The sequence below is a fragment of the Marivibrio sp. genome (assembly GCF_040218065.1).
Classification (GTDB): domain Bacteria; phylum Pseudomonadota; class Alphaproteobacteria; order UBA8366; family Aestuariispiraceae; genus Marivibrio.
In genome coordinates this window covers 307,804-326,207 of sequence record NZ_JAVJQE010000015.1, presented here as the reverse complement: position 1 = coordinate 326,207, position 18,404 = coordinate 307,804, and the positions used below count along the sequence as shown (strand labels likewise).

Below are 18,404 nucleotides of genomic sequence, written 5' to 3'. Positions count from 1 at the left end.
GGACCCTCAACAGATGAAACGGCGGGCGAGGCCGGCGCGGCGCTAAAGCCGGCGGCCGCGATGGATGGCGGCGATCCCGCCCGACAGATTGCGGCAGCCGACCCGCGCGAAGCCGACCGCCTGCATCCGCCGGGCCAGGCTTTGCTGATCCGGGAAGCGGCGGATGGATTCGGCGAGATAGCGGTAGCTCTCCTCGTCCTTGGCGACCCATCGGCCGAGCGCGGGCAGCACCTGGAAGCTGTAGGCGTCGTAGAGCCGGTCCAGGGCGGGCAGCACGACCCGGCTGAACTCGAGGCAGAGGAAGAGCCCGCCCGGCTTCAACACGCGTCGCGCCTCGCGGAGCGCTCGGTCGATGTCGGTCACATTGCGCAGGCCGAAGGCGATCGTGTAGGCGTCGACGCCGGCGTCCGCGATCGGCAGCGCCTGCGCGTCGCCGACCGTCCAGTCGACGCCCGAAAGCCGGCCGCGGTCGATCGCCCGGTCGCGGCCGACCGCCACCATGCTCTCGGTCAGGTCGCAGACGGTGACATGGCCGCCGCCGGCGTCGAGAAACCGAAAGGCGACGTCGCCGGTCCCGCCCGCGACGTCCAGCAGGCGCATGCGCGAATTGGGCTTCAGCTCGTCGATCAGGCTCGCCTTCCACAGGCGATGGACGCCGCCCGACATCAGATCGTTCATCAGATCGTAGCGCGCGGCGACGGAGGTGAAGACGCCGCGCACCAGCCCCGGCTTCTCCGCCGCGTCGACGGTGCGGTATCCGAAATCGGCGGTCTTGTCGTTCATCTCGCTCATCGGGGCGGGCCTTCGTCTGACGATAGGCGTGCGCGCCGGCCGTCCGACGCGCCAGGAACATAGCGCTCGCCCCCCGGCTTTGCTATAGGCGAGGCATGCCCGAATTGCCCGAAGTCGAAACCGTCGTCCGGGGCTTGCGCCCCGCGCTGGAAGGCCGCGTGATCGCTAGAGCCGATCTGCGCCGACCCGATCTGCGCTTCCCCCTGCCCGCGCGCTTCGCCGAGCGCCTGGAGGGGCGGCGGATCGTCGCGCTCAGCCGGCGCGCGAAATACATCCTGGCTGAGCTCGACGACGGCGAGGTCTGGCTCACCCATCTCGGCATGACGGGCCGGTTCACGGTGGACGCGGCCGCCGGCGCGACGGCGACCTCGGGTCAGGTCGGGCACAACAGCGGCTGGGCGCTGATCGAACCGCACGACCATCTGATCCTGGAGACAGAGGCCGGCGCGCGGGTCGTCTTCAACGACGCGCGGCGCTTCGGCTATATGGATCTGCTGCCCGCGGGCGGCGTCGAGACCTCGAAGCATCTGAAGGACCTGGGGCCGGAGCCGCTGTCGGGCGCCTTCGACGCCGCCTGGCTGACCGCGGCGCTGGCGGGCAAGCGCACGCCGATCAAGGCCGCGCTTCTCGACCAAAAGGTCGTGGCGGGTCTCGGCAACATCTATGTTTGCGAAGCGCTGTGGCGCGCCGGGATCAGCCCGAAGCGCAGCGCCCATACGGTCCCCGGCGCGCGGGCCCGCCGTCTGGTCCCCGCCATCAAGGCGGTGCTGGCCGCGGCGATCGAGGCCGGCGGCTCCTCCTTGCGGGACTATCGTCAAACCTCGGGCGAGCTGGGCTATTTCCAGCATGTCTGGGACGCCTACGACCGCGAGGGAACGCCCTGCCGCAAGCCCGGCTGCGCCGGCGTGATCCGACGGATTGTGCAGAGCGGGCGGTCCAGTTTCTATTGTCCGGCGCATCAAAGATAGGTAACGCTGGGCGCGATCGCGATGCGGAGCAGGAGCTGACCCGATGACAATCCGGCCCGTTCTGGCGGCCTTGATCGCGGCGCTGGCGCTGTGCGTCGCCCAACCGACCGGGGCGACGGCCCAAGAGGCGGCGTTCCTCGAAGGCTCGGAGGACATCCCGCTGATGACGGAATTGGCGGCCGTGCCCGACGCCGGCATCGTCTTCGACAGCCCGGCCGGCCGCATCGTGGAGAGCTTCGCCGCCGGCCCGACCAGCCGCGAGGCGGTGCTCGCCTTTTACGCGGATACGCTGCCCGCGCTCGGCTGGGAGCCTGAAAGCCGGGTGCGTTTCAACCGCGAGGGCGAGAGCCTGACCCTCGATTTCTTCGGGCCGGACGGGGAATTGACCGTGCGCTTCACCCTCGCCCCGGCGGACTAGGGCCCCGACGTTCTCGGACGACGCGCCGGCGCGACGTGTCGGATTGACGGACCGGGCGCAGCCATTAAGTATCGCGCAGCTCGCGCGCCCGGCCCGTCCGGCCGGTCGCCAGACAGGAACCTGAAGAGGGGAGCCGTCGTCAGACCATGGCTTACGAAATGATCCTGAGCGAGAAGAAGGGGCCGGTCGGTCTCATCACGCTCAATCGGCCCAAGGCGCTGAACGCGTTGTGCGCCCAGTTGATCGAGGAGTTGGGCCGGGCGCTCGACGACATGGAGGCCGACGAGGAGATCGGCGCCGTGGTCGTGACCGGCTCGGACAAGGCCTTCGCCGCCGGCGCCGACATCAAGGAGATGGCCTCCAAGAGCTTCATGGACGCCTATCTCGACGATTTCATCACGGTCGGGTGGGAGCGCATCAGCACCTGCCGCAAGCCGATCGTCGCCGCCGTCAGCGGCTACGCGCTCGGCGGCGGCTGCGAGGTGGCGATGATGTGCGACTTCATCCTCGCCTCCGACACCGCGAAGTTCGGCCAGCCCGAGATCACCATCGGCACGATCCCCGGGTCGGGCGGCACTCAGCGCCTGACCCGCTTCGTCGGCAAGTCGAAGGCGATGGAGATGTGCCTGACGGGCCGCCTGATGAGCGCCGAGGAGGCCGAGCGCGCCGGTTTGGTGAGCCGGATCGTGCCGCAGGACGAACTGCTGGACGAGGCGCTGAAGACCGCGACGAAGATCGCCGAGTTGTCGCGCCCCGCCGTCTTCATGGCGAAGGAAGCGGTCAACAAGGCCTATGAGACGACGCTGGCCGAGGGCGTCAAGTTCGAACGCCGCCTGTTCCACAGCACCTTCGCCACCGAAGATCAGAAGGAAGGCATGGCGGCCTTCGCCGAAAAGCGCACGCCGCAGTGGAAGAACAAGTGACCGCCTGATCGCCCGGACGGCGAGCTCAGACGGCGAGCTCAGACGGCGGGCGCGCGGGCTTGACGGCCCGTGCGCCCGCCGATATAAGCCCGCGGTTCCCGAGCGACGGGAAAAGACGCAGGCGATCGTTCGCGCCCTTCGGCGCAGACGGCCCGGACCAGTTCAAGAAGATCGGATTTCGACGACCATGGCGAACCACAAGTCGGCTGAAAAGCGCATCCGTCAGACCGCCAAGCGCCGCACGCGCAACATGGCGCGGCGCAACCGCATCCGCTCCTCGGTGCGCAAGTTCGAGGACGCGATGAAGGCGGGCGACGCCCAGGCGGCGCAGGCCGCCTTCGCGCAGGCGATGCCGGAGTTGCATCGCGGCGTGACCAAGGGCGTGCTGCACAAGAAGACGGCCGCGCGCAAGCTGAGCCGCCTCCAGAAGCGCCTCAAGGCTCTCGAGGCCTAAGACCGGCGCTTCGGGGTCGGGGGCCGCGTCGCCGGCCCGCGACGGGCGTCGAGCCGAAGCCTTGGATCAACCGCCCGCGCGCCGCGTCGGGCGGTTTTTCTGCGTCCGCCCCTAGGCGGGCGGCCGACGCCCCCGGGGGGCGCCGCGACGGCGCGGCGGCGGCATGCGGCCGGGCGCCGCGGCCATCGCGTCGCGCAACATCCCCGGATCGCCCCGCGCCAGGCTGAGCGCGCTTGCGCCCTGCCAATCCTGCAGAAACAACCCCGCGCCGCGACGCGCCGCCGGGGCGGAGCGACCGGCCTCCCGCAGACAGGACGCGGCGAACGCCTCGACCTCGGCGAGACCGTCCTGCAACAGCGCGCGCGCCTTGCGTTCCTCGCCCGTCGCGCCCGCGAGATCGGCGATCATGCGCATCACCGGGCACCCGTACCGGGCGACGACCGGGGCCGTTTCGGCCAGCGCCGCCGCCAACGCCGCGAAGCGCGCTTCGGGATCGTCGGGATGGGCGGCCCGCAGCCCCTCGAGCAGGCGCGTCGCCGCGGCGCGGCGCGCCTCCGCCGCGGCCAGCACCAGCCGCGCCTTGGTGGGGAAATGATAGAACACGCCGCCCGCCGGCACGCGCGCCGCCGCCGCGACGTCTCGCAGGCTGACGGCGCCGACCCCGGAGCGGTGGAAGAGGCGTTGCGCCGCCAGAGTCAAGCGCACGGCCCGATCGGATTTTTTCTTGCCCCTCATGCGCGGCGCCCCGGCCCTGCAATGCAACCATTGCGGCGGCATCGTTCAGTCAATTGACTAATGAAAAACCGATTTCGCATTGCGAGTCAAACCGCTCTCCGACCGCGCCTCAAGAGTCCGGCGGACGTTCCAAAAAGGCCGGTTTTCCGCCCGTTTTCCCTCCGTTCCGACCGGATTCGCCAGCCGGCGCGGCGACTCCCGCCGGATGGCGAATGTCAACTGCTTTATTTTCGTCGCCACCGGTTTGCGCGCTTGATTCGCTTCGCGCCCGGTGGTTAGAGTCAGCGGCGTCGCGGTTGGTCACGAACGCCGACGGCAAATAATCAACAAGCGCCGGACGCATGTTCGGCCCAAGCCTTCGGGAAGCGACGAGGGAAAGACGCAAGAATTTCAATAAAATTTGCGTCGATTACTTCTCCCACTGGCTTTTTACTACTCCGTTTGCTCGTCTCTTCGGGCGACGGTGCGCTGCGGTCTTTGTGCGCCCGGATGCGCGCAACGGATCGCCGTCGCCTGAGGCGTGCGGCTTGCCGCGCTCTCCCGGCGGCGCAGCGCGGGTCGGGCGCGCCCTTTTGGGGCGGGCGCGTCGGGCCGGGTGTTTTGGGGCGCCGGGTGTTTTGGGGCGAAAAGGATGAGCCGGTCGGTCGGCCGCCGCTAGGCGGGCGAGGCGGTCGGTGCGGGGCGAGCGAGCGGCCGGGGGAAATAAGCGTGGTCGGGACGATCGGAACGGGCGCTGACGGAGCGGGCGGCGGCGCAGACAACGGCGCAGACAACGGCGCCGGCGGCGGCGACCGGGGGGTCTCAAACGAGCGGCGGGACGGACGAAACGCCGCGAACAGGACGAACAGAGCGTCGGGGTCGACCCCGACGCACGACATCAGGCCGGGCGACGGCGGGTCAAAAGGCGGGTTCAACGGCATGACGCAGCAAGGTCGGGGCTTCGACGGCGCGGGTCGGCGGGAGGAGGCGGAGCGCGCCCCCTCGGGCGACTCGCCCTCCGCCAGACCTTCCGCCGGCCTCTCCGGCGCTCAGAGGCGCGACGCCGCCGACCAGCGCTGCGCCTCCCAGTGGGCCCGCATCCGCGCGCGGCTGCGCTCGGAGTTCGGCGAAACCGCCTTCAAGAGCTGGCTCAAGCCGCTGACCCTCGACGGGGTCGAGGACGGCGTCGTGCGGCTGACCGCCCCCAACCGCTTCATGCGCAATTGGATCGAAAGCCAGTACGGCGCCCGGCTCGAACGCATGTGGGTCGGCGAGAACGCCGCCGTGCGCGAAGTGGTGATCCACCACGCCCCGCAGTCCGCCGCCGCCCACACCGCCGCCCACGCCGCCCCCCACGCCGCCCCCCACGCCGCCGCCCGGGCGAGCGGCGCCGCGCCGGACGCGGCCGGGCCGCAGGGCGACGATCCGGCGCACCGCCCGGTGTTCGAGACGACGGGCGGGCAGTCGGCGGATCCGGACCTCTCGGCTCCGCTGAACCGGCAGTTCACCTTCGAGAGCTTCATCGTCGGCAAACCGAACGAACTGGCCTTCGCCGCGGCGCGCCGGGTCGCAGAGGCGGAAAGCGCGCCCTTCAACCCGCTGTTCCTCTTCGGCGGCGTGGGCCTCGGCAAGACGCACCTCATGCATGCGATCGCGCGCCACATTCGGGAGACGGCGCCGCACAAGCGGGTGCTCTACCTCTCGGCCGAGAAGTTCATGTACCAGTTCATCCGGGCGCTGCGCTATCGCGACACGATGGCCTTCAAGGAGCAGTTCCGCTCCGTCGACGTGCTGATGATCGACGACGTGCAGTTCATCGCCGGCAAGGAGAACACCCAGGAGGAGTTCTTCCACACCTTCAACACGCTGGTCGATCAGAACCGCCAGGTGGTGATCTCGGCCGACAAGTCGCCGGCCGAGCTCGACGGCATCGAGGATCGGATGAAGTCCCGCCTCGGATGGGGCCTGGTGGCCGAGATCCACGCCACCACCTACGAACTGCGCCTCGGCATCCTGCAGTCCAAGGCCGAGCAGCTGCAGGTCGAGGCGCCGCAGAAGGTGCTCGAGTTCCTGGCCCACAAGATCACTGCGAACGTCCGCGAGCTCGAGGGGGCGCTGAACCGTCTCGTCGCCTACGCCAATCTCGTCGGCCGGCCGGTCACGCTGGAGACCGCCCAGGACGTGCTGCACGATCTGCTGCGCGCCAACGACCGCCGGATCACCATTGAGGAGATCCAGAAGCGCGTCGCCGAGCACTACAACATCAAGCTCGCCGAGATGCATTCCGCCCGGCGGAGCCGGGCGATCGCGCGTCCGCGCCAGGTGGCGATGTATCTGGCCAAGCAACTGACCTCCCGGTCGCTGCCCGAAATCGGCCGCAAGTTCGGCGGGCGCGACCACACCACCGTCATGCATGCGGTCAAGAAGGTGGACGAGTTGCGCGGCTCCGACGCCGGCTTCGCCGAGGACGTCGAGCTGCTACGCCGCATGCTGGAGGGCTGACGGCGCGGGAGAATCCGCGCGGTCTCAGCGCTAAGCGAGCCTGCGCCGGACGCGGCGCGCCCGGGGTCCGCGCTCATCCGCGGCCCGCCGGCGGCGACACAGGCGGCGACACAGGCGGCGACACAGGCCGCGAGGCGGGCGAAGACGGCTTTTTCCGCGCGAAAGCAAGGGGTTGTCGCCGCGCTCTTCGACGGCGAACGCCGGCGAAAAATGCTGCGTCGCCGGGGCGCCCGTGTTATAACCTTTTCCCGTTCGAACCGAGCGCCGATTCGCCCTTTCCGAGGGTGGGGGAATCAGGCAGTTTTCCGGGAGAACGGGGCCGAAAAGGGAGGCGTCCGCTTCACCGATCCGAAACCGGCCGCACCGCAGTCGAAGCAAGGCTGCGCCGGGGCCGCACCCGCCTGATTGTTCGAACGGAAACGATAAGACAGATCCATGAAGCTCACGATTGAACGCGCCGCGCTGCTCCGTGCCCTCAACCATGTGCAGAGCGTGGTCGAGCGCCGCAACACCATCCCGATCCTGTCCAACGTCCTGATCGATTCGAAGGACGGGGCCTTGGGGTTGACCGCGACCGACATGGACATCGCCATCGTCGAGCGTACCGCCGCCGAGGTCGCGACGGCCGGGGCGGTCACCGCGCCGGCCCACACGCTTTACGACATCGTCCGCAAGCTGCCCGACGGCGCGCAAGTCGATCTGGACGCGACCGGCGAGGGCGATCGACTGACCCTGAAGTCGGGGCGCTCGCGCTTCACGCTGGCCACCCTGCCGACCGACGACTTCCCCGTCATGAGCGGCGGCGACATGCCGCACGAGTTCCAGCTCGACGCGGAGGCGCTGCGCGCGCTGATCGACCGCACGCGCTTCGCGATCTCCACCGAGGAGACGCGCTACTATCTCAACGGCATCTATCTGCACGCGGCCGACGGCGAGACGCCGATGCTGCGCGCCGTGGCGACCGACGGCCATCGGCTGGCGCGGGTCGAAATCCCGCTGCCCGACGGGGCGGGCGGCATGCCGGGCGTGATCGTGCCGCGCAAGACGGTCAGCGAGCTGCGCAAGCTGATCGAGGAGACGGACGGCGCCGTCTCGATCTCGCTGTCCGACACCAAGATCCGCTTCGCCTTCGGGGACGCGGTGCTGACCTCCAAGCTGATCGACGGCACCTTCCCCGATTACGAGCGCGTGATCCCCAGCGGCAACGACAAGATCATGACCGTCGATTGCAGCGATTTCGCCGAGGCGGTCGATCGCGTCTCCACCATCGCGACCGAGAAGATGCGCGCGGTGAAGATGAAGCTCGACGGCGACCAGATGGAGCTGTCCGCGTCCAGTCAGGAAAACGGCCAGGCGGTCGAGGAGTTGGCGATCGACTACGGCCGCGAGGCGATCGAGATCGGCTTCAACGCCCGCTACCTTCTCGACATCGCCAATCAGGTCGAGGGCGATGCGGCGGAGTTCGTGATGGCCGACGCCGCCTCGCCCACCATCGTGCGCGACCCGAAGGATCCGGGCGCGCTGTACGTACTCATGCCGATGCGGGTGTGACCGGCGGTTGACGGCGGCGGCTGACAGGCAGGCGGGGGCGGCGCGCGCAGGCTTCTGCGCCGTGACGCGCCTGCGCGTCACCGATTTCCGCAACTATCGCCGGGCCGGTCTGGATCCGGCCCCGCGGCCGGTGGTGCTGACCGGGCCGAACGGCGCGGGCAAGACCAATCTGCTGGAGGCGGTCTCGCTGCTGGCGCCCGGGCGGGGCCTGCGCGGCGCGCAGCTGGCGGAGCCCGACCGGCGCGAGACGGACGACGATCCGAACGCGCCCGCCGACCGCCCCTGGGCCGTCGCGGCGCGCATTGAGGGTCCGCACGGGCCCGTCGATCTGGGCACCGGGCGCGAGCCGACGGAGGCGGGCCGGGGCGAACGTCGCGCCGTGCGCATCGACGGCGCGCCCGCGAAGAGCCAACAGGCGCTGGGCGAACACGTCTCGGTCGTCTGGCTGACGCCGCAGATGGATCGGCTGTTTCTCGACGGCTCCAGCGCGCGCCGCCGGTTTCTGGACCGGCTGATCTACGGCTTCGATCCGGCCCACGCCGGCCGGATCAACGCCTACGAGCAAGCGCTGCGCCAGCGCGCGCGGCTGTTGAAGGAGGGCGGGGCGGACGGCGCCTGGCTCTCGGCGCTGGAGGCGCAGATGATCGAACGCGGCGTCGCCGTCGCCGCCGCCCGGCGCGATATGGCCGACCGCCTGGACCGCGCCTGCCGACAGGCGGAGGGACCGTTTCCCGGCGCGCGGGTCGGGCTGGAGGGGGCGCTGGACTCGTGGCTGGCCGAGGGCTCCGCGCTGGCGGCGGAAGAGCGCTTCGCCGCGGCGCTGGCGCGAAGCCGGCCGCGCGACGCCGAGACGGGCGGCGCCGGCGTCGGCCCGCATCGCACGGATCTGGCGGTGCGCCACGCCGCCAAGGGCCTTCCGGCCGATCAATGCTCGACCGGCGAGCAGAAGGCGTTGCTGACGGCGATCGTGCTGGCGCACGCCCGCCTGCAGGCGGCGGAGAAGGGCGCGGCCCCGATCCTGCTGCTGGACGAGGTGGCCGCCCATCTCGATTCCGAACGGCGCGCGGCGCTGTTCGGCCGAATTCTCGATCTGGGCCTTCAAGCCTGGGTCACGGGCACGGACCGCAACGCCTTCGAGGGGCTGGAGGGCCGGGCCGACTTCTTCCGCGTCGACGCCGCGCATGTGGCGCCCGATGCGGCGTGAGCCTTTCGTTTTGATGCGACCAGCGATCGGATGAGCCGACCATGAGCGACGAGACCGAGAACACCGAGAGCCCCGACGACGCCGCAGGCGCAGCCGGCGAGGCGGCCGCCTACGGCGCCGAGTCCATCAAGGTCCTGAAGGGCCTTGAGGCCGTGCGCAAGCGCCCGGGCATGTATATCGGCGACACCGACGACGGCACCGGCCTGCACCATATGGTCTATGAGGTCGTCGACAACGCGATCGACGAGGCGTTGGCCGGCTGGTGCGACACCGTGACGGTGACGCTGAACGGCGACGGTTCGGTCACCGTGACCGACAACGGCCGCGGCATTCCGACCGAGATGCATGAGGGCGAAGGGGTCTCGGCCGCGCAGGTCATCATGACCCAGCTGCACGCCGGCGGGAAGTTCGACCAGAACAGCTACAAGGTCTCCGGCGGGCTGCACGGGGTGGGCGTGTCGGTGGTCAACGCGCTCTCCTCCAAGCTGGAGCTGAAGATCAAGCGCGCCGGCAAGCTCTACCGCATGACCTTCACGCACGGCGATCCGGACGGCGATCTCGAGGCCGTCGGCGAGGCCGGCGAGGAGACGGGCACCGAGATCACCTTCCTGCCCTCGCCCCAGACCTTCACCATGACGGACTTCGACTTCGGCACGCTGGAGCATCGGCTGCGCGAGCTCGCCTTCCTCAATTCCGGCGTGCGGATCGCGCTGACCGACCGGCGCAGCGCCGAGCCGAAAGAGGCCGACCTGCACTATGAGGGCGGCATCAAGGCCTTCGTGGAGTGGGTGGACCGCTCCAAGCAAGGCCTGCACGGCGAGCCGATCATGATCGCGGGCGAGCGCGAGGGCGTCACCATCGAATGCGCGATGCAGTGGAACGACAGCTATCACGAGACGATGCTGTGCTTCACCAACAACATCCCGCAGCGCGACGGCGGCACGCATCTGGCCGGCTTCCGCGGCGCGCTGACGCGCCAGATCAACGCCTACGCCAACGCGACGGGGCTCGCGAAGAAGGAAAAGGTGGCGATCAGCGGCGACGACGCGCGCGAGGGGCTCAGCTGCGTGCTGTCGGTCAAGGTGCCGGACCCGAAATTCTCCAGCCAGACCAAGGATAAGCTCGTCTCCTCCGAGGTGCGCCCCGTGGTCGAGGCGATCGTCAACGAGAAGCTCTCCGAGTGGTTCGAGGAGCACCCGAACGAGGCCAAGCGCGTGGTCCAGAAGGTGGTCGAGGCGGCGGCCGCGCGCGAGGCGGCGCGCAAGGCGCGCGAGCTGACCCGGCGCAAGGGCGTGCTCGACATCTCCTCGCTGCCGGGCAAGCTGGCCGACTGTCAGGCGCGCGATCCCGCCGTCGCCGAGCTCTTCATCGTCGAGGGCGACAGCGCGGGCGGCTCGGCCAAACAGGGCCGCGACCGCAAGTTCCAGGCGATCCTTCCCCTCAAGGGCAAGATCCTGAACGTCGTGCGCGCGCGCTTCGACAAGATGCTCTCCTCGGCCGAGATCGGCACGATCATCACCGCGCTCGGCACCGGCATCGGGCCGGAGGAGTTCAATCCCGACAAGGCGCGCTATCACAAGATCATCATCATGACGGACGCGGACGTGGACGGCAGCCACATCCGCACCCTGCTGCTCACCTTCTTCTATCGCCAGATGCGCGAGCTGGTGGAGCGCGGCTATCTCTACATCGCCCAGCCGCCGCTCTACATGATCCGCCGCGGGCAGGAGAAGAAGCCCCAATACATCAAGAACGAGCGCGACATGGAGGCCTTTCTGATCGGCGAGGGCGTGAAGGAGGCCGTCTTCACCGACGCGCAGGGCGCCCAGCGCGCCGGCCCGGACCTGGAGGCGCTGGTGGAGCGCTGCCGCAAGGCCGCCCACTCGATCGACCCGCTGGCGCGGCGCTGCGGCTCCCACACGGTGATTGAGCAGCTCGCCATCTTCGGCATGCTGACGCCCGAGCTGGCGCAAGATCCGGAGAAGGGCCAGGCGGCCGTCGATTTCCTAGCCGGGGTGCTCGACCGCCTGTCGGAGGAGCACGCTAGGGACTGGAAGGGCGCGCTGACCGACGACGGCGGCTATCTCTTCCACCGCATGAACCGCGGGGTGGAGGAGCGCGTCACGATCGACGGCGAGATGCTGCGCACGGCCGAGGCGCGGCGCCTCGACGCCATGGCGGCCGAGCTGCAGGAGACCTTCGGCCCGCGCGCCGGGTCGTTCCAGGGCAAGGACGACGAGACGCGCATCAACGGCCCGTCAGATCTCGTCGCGGCCGTCATGGGCGCCGGGCGCAAGGGCATGACGACCCAGCGCTACAAGGGCCTCGGCGAGATGAACCCGGACCAGCTCTGGGAGACGACGCTCGACCCCGAAGCCCGCTCCCTCCTCCAGGTCAAGATCGCCCACGGCGACGACGCCGAGACCGTCTTCTCCACCCTGATGGGCGACGTCGTCGAACCGCGCCGCGATTTTATTCAAGAGAATGCGTTGAAGGTGGCGAATTTGGATGTGTAGAGCGTCAAAAATACTGCGAGTTATTCGTCGATCTGCAATTTCTTTGATAACGATAATGCAAAAGATTCAATAGGCGGAAATCTTGCCTCTATCAAAATATCGTTTATATTTTTCCTTGCGAATTCCGCAAGCCAAAGTTTTACTCTCATTTCGACACTGTCGTCCCAGACTTTGCCATGTGCTTGGAATTTTTTAGCCATGGCAGCGGACCATTTTTTTCCCTTAGCTGTTGGTGGTTTGATATTTGGGTCAACGCCAAATTCATTTAAAAATTCTTTTCCATACTTTTTCGGATCCAGAATATCCTCAATCTCTGCTTCTTTCTGTCCCTGAACAATAATAAGATTGTAGTCTGCGTCCCGCAAAATACCGTCATTTAACGCCTTGTTAACCCCATTATTTCCTGGCTCATCGCCGTCGAGAAAACAATGAACGAGAGTTGCGGAACTTCTGTAAGTGCGAACCTTGTATGAAAGATTTGACGCGCCCCCCAACGCATCAAATACTAAGTCGCCTTCTTTAATAGCCTGAGCAAGACGCGGGAATCTAGCCTCCAACAATGCTTTTAATATTATTACATCATCATCCCCCTCAACAATCGCAACCAGGCGTGCACTTTGCAAGTTATCCGACAAGCGAACACCTAGAACCTCTCTCACTTCAGCTATATTTTTTGCAATAGCCGCTTTACTTTCCTGAACGACGATCGTGCTATCCAAGCGCACCGGATTAACAAAAAGAGGCGAGTGACTTGTAAGTACAACTTGATTTTTTTCTGATAAATTTAGCAAAACATTCCTTAACTCGTGTATTGCTTGCGGGTGCAGGTGCGCTTCAGGTTCTTCAATCGCCACTATTGAACTTGCAGAACCACTCGCAACACTTGACGCATAACGCATGAGTGCGAGCGCTACTAAACTCTTGACGCCATCCCCTTTCCGTTCAAGAGGCGTCCGATTTCCATCATTAACCTCTATCGAAATTCCGCGGCGCATGGCTGTAAGCCGTGCTTCACGAGGCATACCAATATCAACGCTTGTGACAGACGGCAAAAACGAACAAATTGTTTCTGTTATGGAATTAGAAAGGTCATCTAGTACAGGTTTTTGGATTTCTTCTATTTTCTTAATTGCTTCTTTATATTCTTTATTATCTTGCAACCTCAACATTTCTTTCTCTAAAAGATCGTAAATGACACGTTCCGCACTTGCAGAGGTTCGGATCGCAGGAATATATTCAAAGCTTACATTTCTCGAAACAAAATCTGCTATCTTATTAGTTTTCCTGTTTAAAGTTGCGCCTCCAGGACCTTGCTTTGGGATAATAACTTCTTGTGTATCTGGAAAAATTTTTACTAACACTGGTAGCGTTCCATTAATTTTGCTTCCAATTTCTTCGTAAAATGTCGCATTTTCTTCAATTGATAATTGAAACTCAAATGTAATTTCAATGCATTGTTCGCTTTTTGATTTATTTTGCTTTGATATCGGAAAATCTTCCGTCCAATCTACTCTACCTCGACCACCTAAGAGCGTTGGTCGCATGCCGATAATTCGACCTAAGCTGTCTCGTCTAACCTCATGCTTAAAGGCCTCAATGATTTCCATACCCAGCGCTAAAGCGTGCAGGATATTGGATTTACCTTCATTATTGGCGCCCACCAAAACAGAGTAATTCGTAAGTGAAACTCTCTTGGCCGTGGTGATGCTCCGAAAATTCGATACGGTGAATGAGCTGAGCTGCATTTTGCATCCGTAAATTATTGGGTTGTCTCAATCAAAGAGATTAAAATCTCCGGCGCTCTAAAGCAACTGTTTACACGTTTTTCGATTATCACGAACTTGCTACGCGAGGGTGTGGCGTGCGCCTCTGACACCGACGACCGCCGCTTAGCGGTCGAGGACAGTGCTGGGTCGGCCTGACGGCCGCCCGGGATGACAGTCTTTCGCAGCAAGAAGCGCCGGCGCGCGCGCACCCGCCTGCGCGGGGACTCCGGGAGAGGGCTTAGAGCGCGTCGCCGGGGCCCAACCGCTCCCCGCGTAAAAACTCTTCCCCGGAGACCGGTTTGCGGCCCGGGCGCTGCACGCGTTCCAGGCGCAGCGCGCCTTTGCCGCAGGCGATGACAGCGTGCCGGTCGAGGATGGTTCCGGGCGCGGCGGGGCGGCCCAGCGCGTGGGCGGCGGGTTTGGCGGCGATGAGTTTGATGCGCGCGCGCTCTCCGCCGTCGGCCTCGCGCTCGAAAAAACAGCCGGGCCAGGGGGTCAGCGCGCGGACCCGGCGGTCGAGGTCGACGGCGCTTTCCGACCAGTCGATCAGCCCTTCCGCCTTCTCCAGCTTCGGCGCGTAGGTGACGCCCTCGTCCGGCTGGGGCTTGGGGTGCAGCGTCCCAGCCTGAAGGCCGTCCAGCGCCTCCAGCAGCAGGCGCGCGCCGAGCTGGGAAAGCTCGTCATGCAGCGCGCCGGCGGTGGTCTGGGCGGTGATCGGCGTCGGCTCCTCCAGGATCACCGGGCCGTCGTCGAGGCCGGGGCCCATCTGCATGATGGAGATTCCCGTCTGCGCGTCGCCGGCCAGGATGGCGCGCTGGATCGGCGCCGCGCCGCGCCACCGCGGCAACAAGGAGGCGTGGATGTTGAGGCAGCCGAATGTCGGCGCCTCCAGATAGGGTTTGGGGAGGATCAGGCCGTAGGCGACCACGACGGCCGCGTCGAGCCCGAGATGGCGGAAGCTGTCGAGGACGCCCGCGTCGCGCAGGCTTTCGGGATGGACGACGTCGAGGCCGAGATCCTGGGCCGCGCGGTGGACCGGCGTCGGCCGCTCCTGCTGGCCGCGGCCCGCGGGACGCGGGGGCTGGGTGTAGACCCGGCGAATGCGGTGGCCGGCGTCGACCAGGGCTTTCAGCGTCGGGACCGAGAAATCCGGCGTGCCCATGAAGGCGAGCGTCAGCGGCATCTCAGCTCCCGTCGGCCTGGCGCGGCCGTCACTCCGCCGCCGCCAGCCGGCCCTGCTTCTTCATCTTCTGCAGCTTGCGCAGGATCATGGCGCGCTTCAGCTGGGAGAGATGATCGACGAAGACGACCCCGTCGAGATGGTCGATCTCATGCTGGATGCAGGTGGCGAGCAGGCCGTCGGCGTCGATCTCATGGCTCACGCCGGTCTCGTCCAGATAGCGGATCCGGGCGCGCGCCGGGCGCTTCACCTCGGCGAACTGGTCGGGAAAGCTGAGGCAGCCCTCCTCGTAGGTCGCCATGTCCTCGGACGCCTCGATCACCTCGGGATTGACGATCTTCATCGGCTGCGGAGCCTCGTCGCCGCGCGCGATGTCGATCACCAGCATGCGCTTGGAGACGCCGACCTGCGGCGCCGCCAGGCCGATGCCCGGCGCGTCGTACATGGTCTCCAGCATGTCGTCGAGCAGCTTGCGCTCGACGTCGGTCACCTCGGCCACCGGCGCCGCCTTCTTTTTCAGCACCGGATGCGGGGCGACAAGGATGGGGAGAATCGCCATGGCGGATTCGGCCTTCGTTCCTGTCAGAATAAAGCGTAGGTAAGCCCGGCTGACTGCGGCGTCAAGCGGCCGGCTTGTCCCGCCGGGCCGGGGCTCCGTATGATTCGCGCCCGCCGTTCTCAAAGAGGGGTCGCCATGCCGTTCGATCCGACGCTGATCGTCTTGTCCCTGGTCGTCCTGGGCGCGGGCCTGACCGCCGGCCTGCTGATCGCGCGCCGGCGCGGACCCGCCGGCGAGGCCGACCAGGCCGCCGCGGCCGTCGACCAGCTGCATCAGGAGCAGCTCGCCCATTCCGAGACCCGCACGCGGCTCCAGGGCGCGGAGGCGCGCATCGTCGAGCTGAAGCAAGAGCAGGAGGCGCTCGAGGCCAAGCTGGAGGCGCGCGATCGCGCGCTCGCCGAAAAGGACAGCGAGATCGCGCGCGCCGGGCAGCGTCTGAAGGATCAGCAGGAGCAACAGGCCGATTGGGACAAGGCCCGTCATGAGTTCCTGACCATGGCCAAGGCGAGCGTCAGCGAGACGGCGGCCGAGCTCTCCACCAAGCTCTTGAAGGACCATAAGCAGGAGAACGAGGCGGCGAAGAAGGAGGCCGAGCAGCTCAAGACCAAGTTCACCGCCGAGATCCTCCAGAAGGTCGAGGCGCTGGGCAAGCAGTTCACCGAGGTCGACGCGCTCAGCCGCCAGAACAGCGACCATGTGGCGACCGTGCTGCGCGCGCTCTCGGCCCCGGGCACGTCCGGCCATGCGGCGCAGGTCTCGCTCGGCAACGTCCTCAAGGCGTTCGGGCTGGTGGAGGGCCGCGACTACCATCTGGAATACAGCGTCGACGGCCACGGCGACGCGCCCGGCAAGCTCAGGCCCGACGCGGTGGTCTTCCTGCCCTCGGAGACGGTGCTGGTGGTCGACAGCAAATCCTCCAAGCACCTGCTGGAGCTGGCCGAAGCGGAGGATGAGGGCGAGGCGGCGATCGACGCGGCGCGCCAGCAGTTCAAGCGCTCCATGAACCAGCATCTGCGCGATCTGACGACCAAGGATTACCGCGCCGCCGTGTCGGCCGCCCTGCGCGAGGCCGGCCGGGAGAGCGAGGCGCGCCAGGTGCTGACGCTCATGTGGCTGCCCAACGAAGGGGCGGTGGAGAAGCTGACCCACGCCGATCCCGGCTTCGCGGAGCGCGCGGCCAAGAGCGGGATCTACGTCGTCGGCCCCAGCGGCCTGTGGACGGGAATCGGCGTCGCCCAGCAGCGCATCCAGCTGGCGATCCACCAGGACAGCCTGCAGGACATCGCCGACGAGACCGAAGCGCTGATCGACCGCATCGCCACCATGCTGGAGCACGCCGCCAAGGTGGGTCAGGCGATCAACCGCGCGGCGGACAGCTACAACAAGATGGCGGGCTCGGCCAATTCGCGGGTGCTGCCGAAGCTCGGCCGTCTGACGGCGCTGGGCGTCACGCCGCCCGCCAAGGGCCTGCCGGAGAAGCTCACCTCCTTCACCATCCAGAAGGACGTGATCGACGCCGAATCAGAGCTGGTGGAGGAGCCGGCGCAGCTGTTCGCCCCGCGCGACGAGGCGGCGCGCGGCGGCTCGTCGTAACGCGGCCGCGGCCGCCCAGGCCGCGCCCGGCGCAGAGGGAGATGCGCGATGTCCGATCTTTCCGGCCGCTGCCGATGCGGCGGCCTGACGTGGCGCGCCGAAGGGCCGATCCTGTGGAGCGCGTTCTGCCATTGCGACGACTGCCGGCGGGCCGCCTCGTCGGATTACGTCAGTTGGCTCGGCGTGCGCCGGGCGGGCGTGATCTGGACCGGCGATCGGCGCCTCTTTCGATCCTCGCCCCGGGTCGTGCGCAGCTTCTGCGCGGTGTGCGGCGCGCCCGCCTCCTTCGAGACCGACGTCTTCCCGGACGAAACCCACCTCTACGCGCCGAGCCTGGACGACCGCAGCCTCTATCGGCCGAGCGCGCACATCTTCTGGTCGGAGCGTCTTCCCTGGGTGAGCGTCGGCGACGATTTGCCGAAGCACCCCAAAGGCCTGCAGGACGCGGCCGCGAACGGGCGATCTTTGCTGCGATAAGCATGCGGGGTTGCGATGAATGCGCGGGTCGGGCCGCGCGGCGAATGGTCCCGCGGGCGCCGCGCGTCCCGCCTTTTCTTGCGCCCGCGCGGCCCGCTGGCTACAGTCGCGCCGCGCGTGCGGGGGTGTATGATTTAGGAAAGGGCTGAGCGTCCGATGGACACGATTTTGATCCCGCTGATCCAGGTGATCTCGCTGGCGCTGGACCTCTATGTCTGGGCGATCATCCTGTCTGCGATCTTGAGCTGGCTGGTGGCCTTCAACGTCATCAACACCTCCAACCGCTTCGTCTACATGGTCGGCGACTTCCTTTACCGGATCACCGAGCCGGCGCTTCGCCCGATCCGCAATTTTCTGCCCAATCTGGGCGGCATCGACATCTCGCCGATCGTCGTGATCCTGCTGATCTTCCTGGCCCAGGGAATCCTGCAGCGCCTCGCCATGCAGATTTGAGCGCCGGGCCGATCGAGCGCGCGGGCGACGGCGTGCGGCTGCATCTGAAGGCGACGCCGAAGGCCGCCGCCGACCGTCTGGGCGGCGTGGTCGACGACCAGGGCGCGCGCGCGCGAAGCCGCCGGCTTGCGGTGCGGGTGACGGCGCCCCCCGCCGACGGAGCGGCCAATGCGGCCGTCCTCAAGCTCTTGGCGAAGGCGCTCAGTCTGCGGAAAACGTCGCTCACCCTCATATCCGGCGCGGCGTCCCGCCATAAGGTCGTGCACGTCGCAGGCGATCCGGATCGGCTGACGGCGGAGATCACGGCCCGGCTGGGCCTCGGTTCATGACGCGG

17 protein-coding genes are annotated in these 18,404 nt (G+C 66.8%); 12 read left to right on the top strand and 5 right to left on the bottom strand.

Annotated features, from left to right (window positions below):
• Positions 1 to 42 precede the first annotated feature (42 nt).
• Positions 43 to 792 (bottom strand): class I SAM-dependent methyltransferase, encoded by a 750-nt coding sequence (locus tag RIB45_RS17375; RefSeq protein ID WP_350051822.1) that lies wholly within the window; start codon positions 790 to 792, stop codon positions 43 to 45.
• Positions 793 to 887: 95 nt separating this feature from the next.
• Between RIB45_RS17375 and mutM the strand changes: the two genes are divergently transcribed.
• The 4 genes from mutM to rpsT all read left to right on the top strand — a co-directional run bounded on the left by mutM (position 888) and on the right by rpsT (position 3,555).
• Positions 888 to 1,760: a bifunctional DNA-formamidopyrimidine glycosylase/DNA-(apurinic or apyrimidinic site) lyase gene (gene mutM, locus RIB45_RS17370; RefSeq protein ID WP_350051820.1), complete on the top strand. Its 873-nt coding sequence runs from the start codon at positions 888 to 890 to the stop codon at positions 1,758 to 1,760.
• A gap of 43 nt (positions 1,761 to 1,803) precedes the next feature.
• Entirely contained in the window at positions 1,804 to 2,178 is a 375-nt protein-coding gene (locus RIB45_RS17365) for a hypothetical protein (RefSeq protein ID WP_350051819.1), read from the top strand.
• Between the two features lie 146 nt (positions 2,179 to 2,324).
• The gene (locus tag RIB45_RS17360; protein WP_350051817.1) at positions 2,325 to 3,101 is read left to right on the top strand and encodes an enoyl-CoA hydratase; all 777 of its coding nucleotides are present in this window, start codon (positions 2,325 to 2,327) and stop codon (positions 3,099 to 3,101) included.
• 187 nt (positions 3,102 to 3,288) lie between these two features.
• A complete protein-coding gene (gene rpsT / locus RIB45_RS17355; protein WP_350051816.1) occupies positions 3,289 to 3,555 on the top strand; it encodes a 30S ribosomal protein S20 in 267 nt (88 codons plus the stop codon).
• A gap of 111 nt (positions 3,556 to 3,666) precedes the next feature.
• Here rpsT and RIB45_RS17350 read toward each other — a convergent pair whose 3' ends face one another.
• A complete protein-coding gene (locus RIB45_RS17350) occupies positions 3,667 to 4,290 on the bottom strand; it encodes a TetR/AcrR family transcriptional regulator (protein ID WP_350051815.1) in 624 nt (207 codons plus the stop codon).
• Positions 4,291 to 5,208: 918 nt separating this feature from the next.
• Between RIB45_RS17350 and dnaA the strand changes: the two genes are divergently transcribed.
• The 4 genes from dnaA to gyrB all read left to right on the top strand — a co-directional run bounded on the left by dnaA (position 5,209) and on the right by gyrB (position 12,042).
• Positions 5,209 to 6,771, top strand: a complete 1,563-nt coding sequence (gene dnaA / locus RIB45_RS17345) for a chromosomal replication initiator protein DnaA (protein WP_350051813.1) — start codon at positions 5,209 to 5,211, stop codon at positions 6,769 to 6,771.
• A 435-nt stretch (positions 6,772 to 7,206) separates the two neighbouring features.
• Complete coding sequence (gene dnaN / locus RIB45_RS17340) at positions 7,207 to 8,322, top strand: DNA polymerase III subunit beta (RefSeq protein WP_350051812.1); 1,116 nt, start codon at positions 7,207 to 7,209, stop codon at positions 8,320 to 8,322.
• A 61-nt stretch (positions 8,323 to 8,383) separates the two neighbouring features.
• Positions 8,384 to 9,526: a DNA replication/repair protein RecF gene (recF, locus tag RIB45_RS17335; protein ID WP_350051811.1), complete on the top strand. Its 1,143-nt coding sequence runs from the start codon at positions 8,384 to 8,386 to the stop codon at positions 9,524 to 9,526.
• A gap of 41 nt (positions 9,527 to 9,567) precedes the next feature.
• On the top strand, positions 9,568 to 12,042 hold the full coding sequence (gene gyrB, locus RIB45_RS17330) for a DNA topoisomerase (ATP-hydrolyzing) subunit B (protein ID WP_350051810.1): 2,475 nt from the start codon (positions 9,568 to 9,570) through the stop codon (positions 12,040 to 12,042).
• A 20-nt stretch (positions 12,043 to 12,062) separates the two neighbouring features.
• Here gyrB and RIB45_RS17325 read toward each other — a convergent pair whose 3' ends face one another.
• The 3 genes from RIB45_RS17325 to def all read right to left on the bottom strand — a co-directional run bounded on the left by RIB45_RS17325 (position 12,063) and on the right by def (position 15,547).
• Positions 12,063 to 13,787 carry an ATP-dependent nuclease gene (locus RIB45_RS17325; protein WP_350051809.1) on the bottom strand — a complete coding sequence of 575 codons (1,725 nt, stop codon included), beginning with the start codon at positions 13,785 to 13,787 and terminating at the stop codon, positions 12,063 to 12,065.
• Between the two features lie 259 nt (positions 13,788 to 14,046).
• Positions 14,047 to 14,991 (bottom strand): methionyl-tRNA formyltransferase, encoded by a 945-nt coding sequence (gene fmt / locus RIB45_RS17320; RefSeq protein WP_350051808.1) that lies wholly within the window; start codon positions 14,989 to 14,991, stop codon positions 14,047 to 14,049.
• A gap of 28 nt (positions 14,992 to 15,019) precedes the next feature.
• Complete coding sequence (gene def, locus RIB45_RS17315; protein WP_350051807.1) at positions 15,020 to 15,547, bottom strand: peptide deformylase; 528 nt, start codon at positions 15,545 to 15,547, stop codon at positions 15,020 to 15,022.
• 135 nt (positions 15,548 to 15,682) lie between these two features.
• Here def and RIB45_RS17310 point away from each other — a divergent pair, with 135 nt between their 5' ends.
• From RIB45_RS17310 to RIB45_RS17295, 4 genes are all read left to right on the top strand, one after another.
• Positions 15,683 to 17,140, top strand: coding sequence for a DNA recombination protein RmuC (locus RIB45_RS17310; protein WP_350051806.1), 1,458 nt, complete (start codon positions 15,683 to 15,685; stop codon positions 17,138 to 17,140).
• Positions 17,141 to 17,188: 48 nt separating this feature from the next.
• Positions 17,189 to 17,617 (top strand): GFA family protein, encoded by a 429-nt coding sequence (locus RIB45_RS17305; protein WP_350051805.1) that lies wholly within the window; start codon positions 17,189 to 17,191, stop codon positions 17,615 to 17,617.
• A gap of 156 nt (positions 17,618 to 17,773) precedes the next feature.
• A complete protein-coding gene (locus RIB45_RS17300) occupies positions 17,774 to 18,070 on the top strand; it encodes a YggT family protein (RefSeq protein WP_350051803.1) in 297 nt (98 codons plus the stop codon).
• Positions 18,067 to 18,399, top strand: a complete 333-nt coding sequence (locus RIB45_RS17295; protein WP_350051801.1) for a DUF167 domain-containing protein — start codon at positions 18,067 to 18,069, stop codon at positions 18,397 to 18,399. Before RIB45_RS17300 ends, RIB45_RS17295 begins: the two co-directional genes overlap by 4 nt.
• Positions 18,400 to 18,404 lie beyond the last annotated feature (5 nt).

Coding starts and splice junctions, on each gene's coding strand:
- RIB45_RS17365 (WP_350051819.1), top strand. CDS start 1,804: ATGACAATCCGGCCCGTTCTGGCGGCCTTGATCGCGGCGCTGGCGCTG.
- RIB45_RS17305 (WP_350051805.1), top strand. CDS start 17,189: ATGTCCGATCTTTCCGGCCGCTGCCGATGCGGCGGCCTGACGTGGCGC.
- mutM (WP_350051820.1), top strand. CDS start 888: ATGCCCGAATTGCCCGAAGTCGAAACCGTCGTCCGGGGCTTGCGCCCC.
- RIB45_RS17325 (WP_350051809.1), bottom strand. CDS start 13,787: ATGCAGCTCAGCTCATTCACCGTATCGAATTTTCGGAGCATCACCACG.
- rpsT (WP_350051816.1), top strand. CDS start 3,289: ATGGCGAACCACAAGTCGGCTGAAAAGCGCATCCGTCAGACCGCCAAG.
- RIB45_RS17310 (WP_350051806.1), top strand. CDS start 15,683: ATGCCGTTCGATCCGACGCTGATCGTCTTGTCCCTGGTCGTCCTGGGC.
- def (WP_350051807.1), bottom strand. CDS start 15,547: ATGGCGATTCTCCCCATCCTTGTCGCCCCGCATCCGGTGCTGAAAAAG.
- dnaA (WP_350051813.1), top strand. CDS start 5,209: ATGACGCAGCAAGGTCGGGGCTTCGACGGCGCGGGTCGGCGGGAGGAG.
- RIB45_RS17300 (WP_350051803.1), top strand. CDS start 17,774: ATGGACACGATTTTGATCCCGCTGATCCAGGTGATCTCGCTGGCGCTG.
- RIB45_RS17360 (WP_350051817.1), top strand. CDS start 2,325: ATGGCTTACGAAATGATCCTGAGCGAGAAGAAGGGGCCGGTCGGTCTC.
- RIB45_RS17350 (WP_350051815.1), bottom strand. CDS start 4,290: ATGAGGGGCAAGAAAAAATCCGATCGGGCCGTGCGCTTGACTCTGGCG.
- dnaN (WP_350051812.1), top strand. CDS start 7,207: ATGAAGCTCACGATTGAACGCGCCGCGCTGCTCCGTGCCCTCAACCAT.
- fmt (WP_350051808.1), bottom strand. CDS start 14,991: ATGCCGCTGACGCTCGCCTTCATGGGCACGCCGGATTTCTCGGTCCCG.
- RIB45_RS17375 (WP_350051822.1), bottom strand. CDS start 792: ATGAGCGAGATGAACGACAAGACCGCCGATTTCGGATACCGCACCGTC.
- gyrB (WP_350051810.1), top strand. CDS start 9,568: ATGAGCGACGAGACCGAGAACACCGAGAGCCCCGACGACGCCGCAGGC.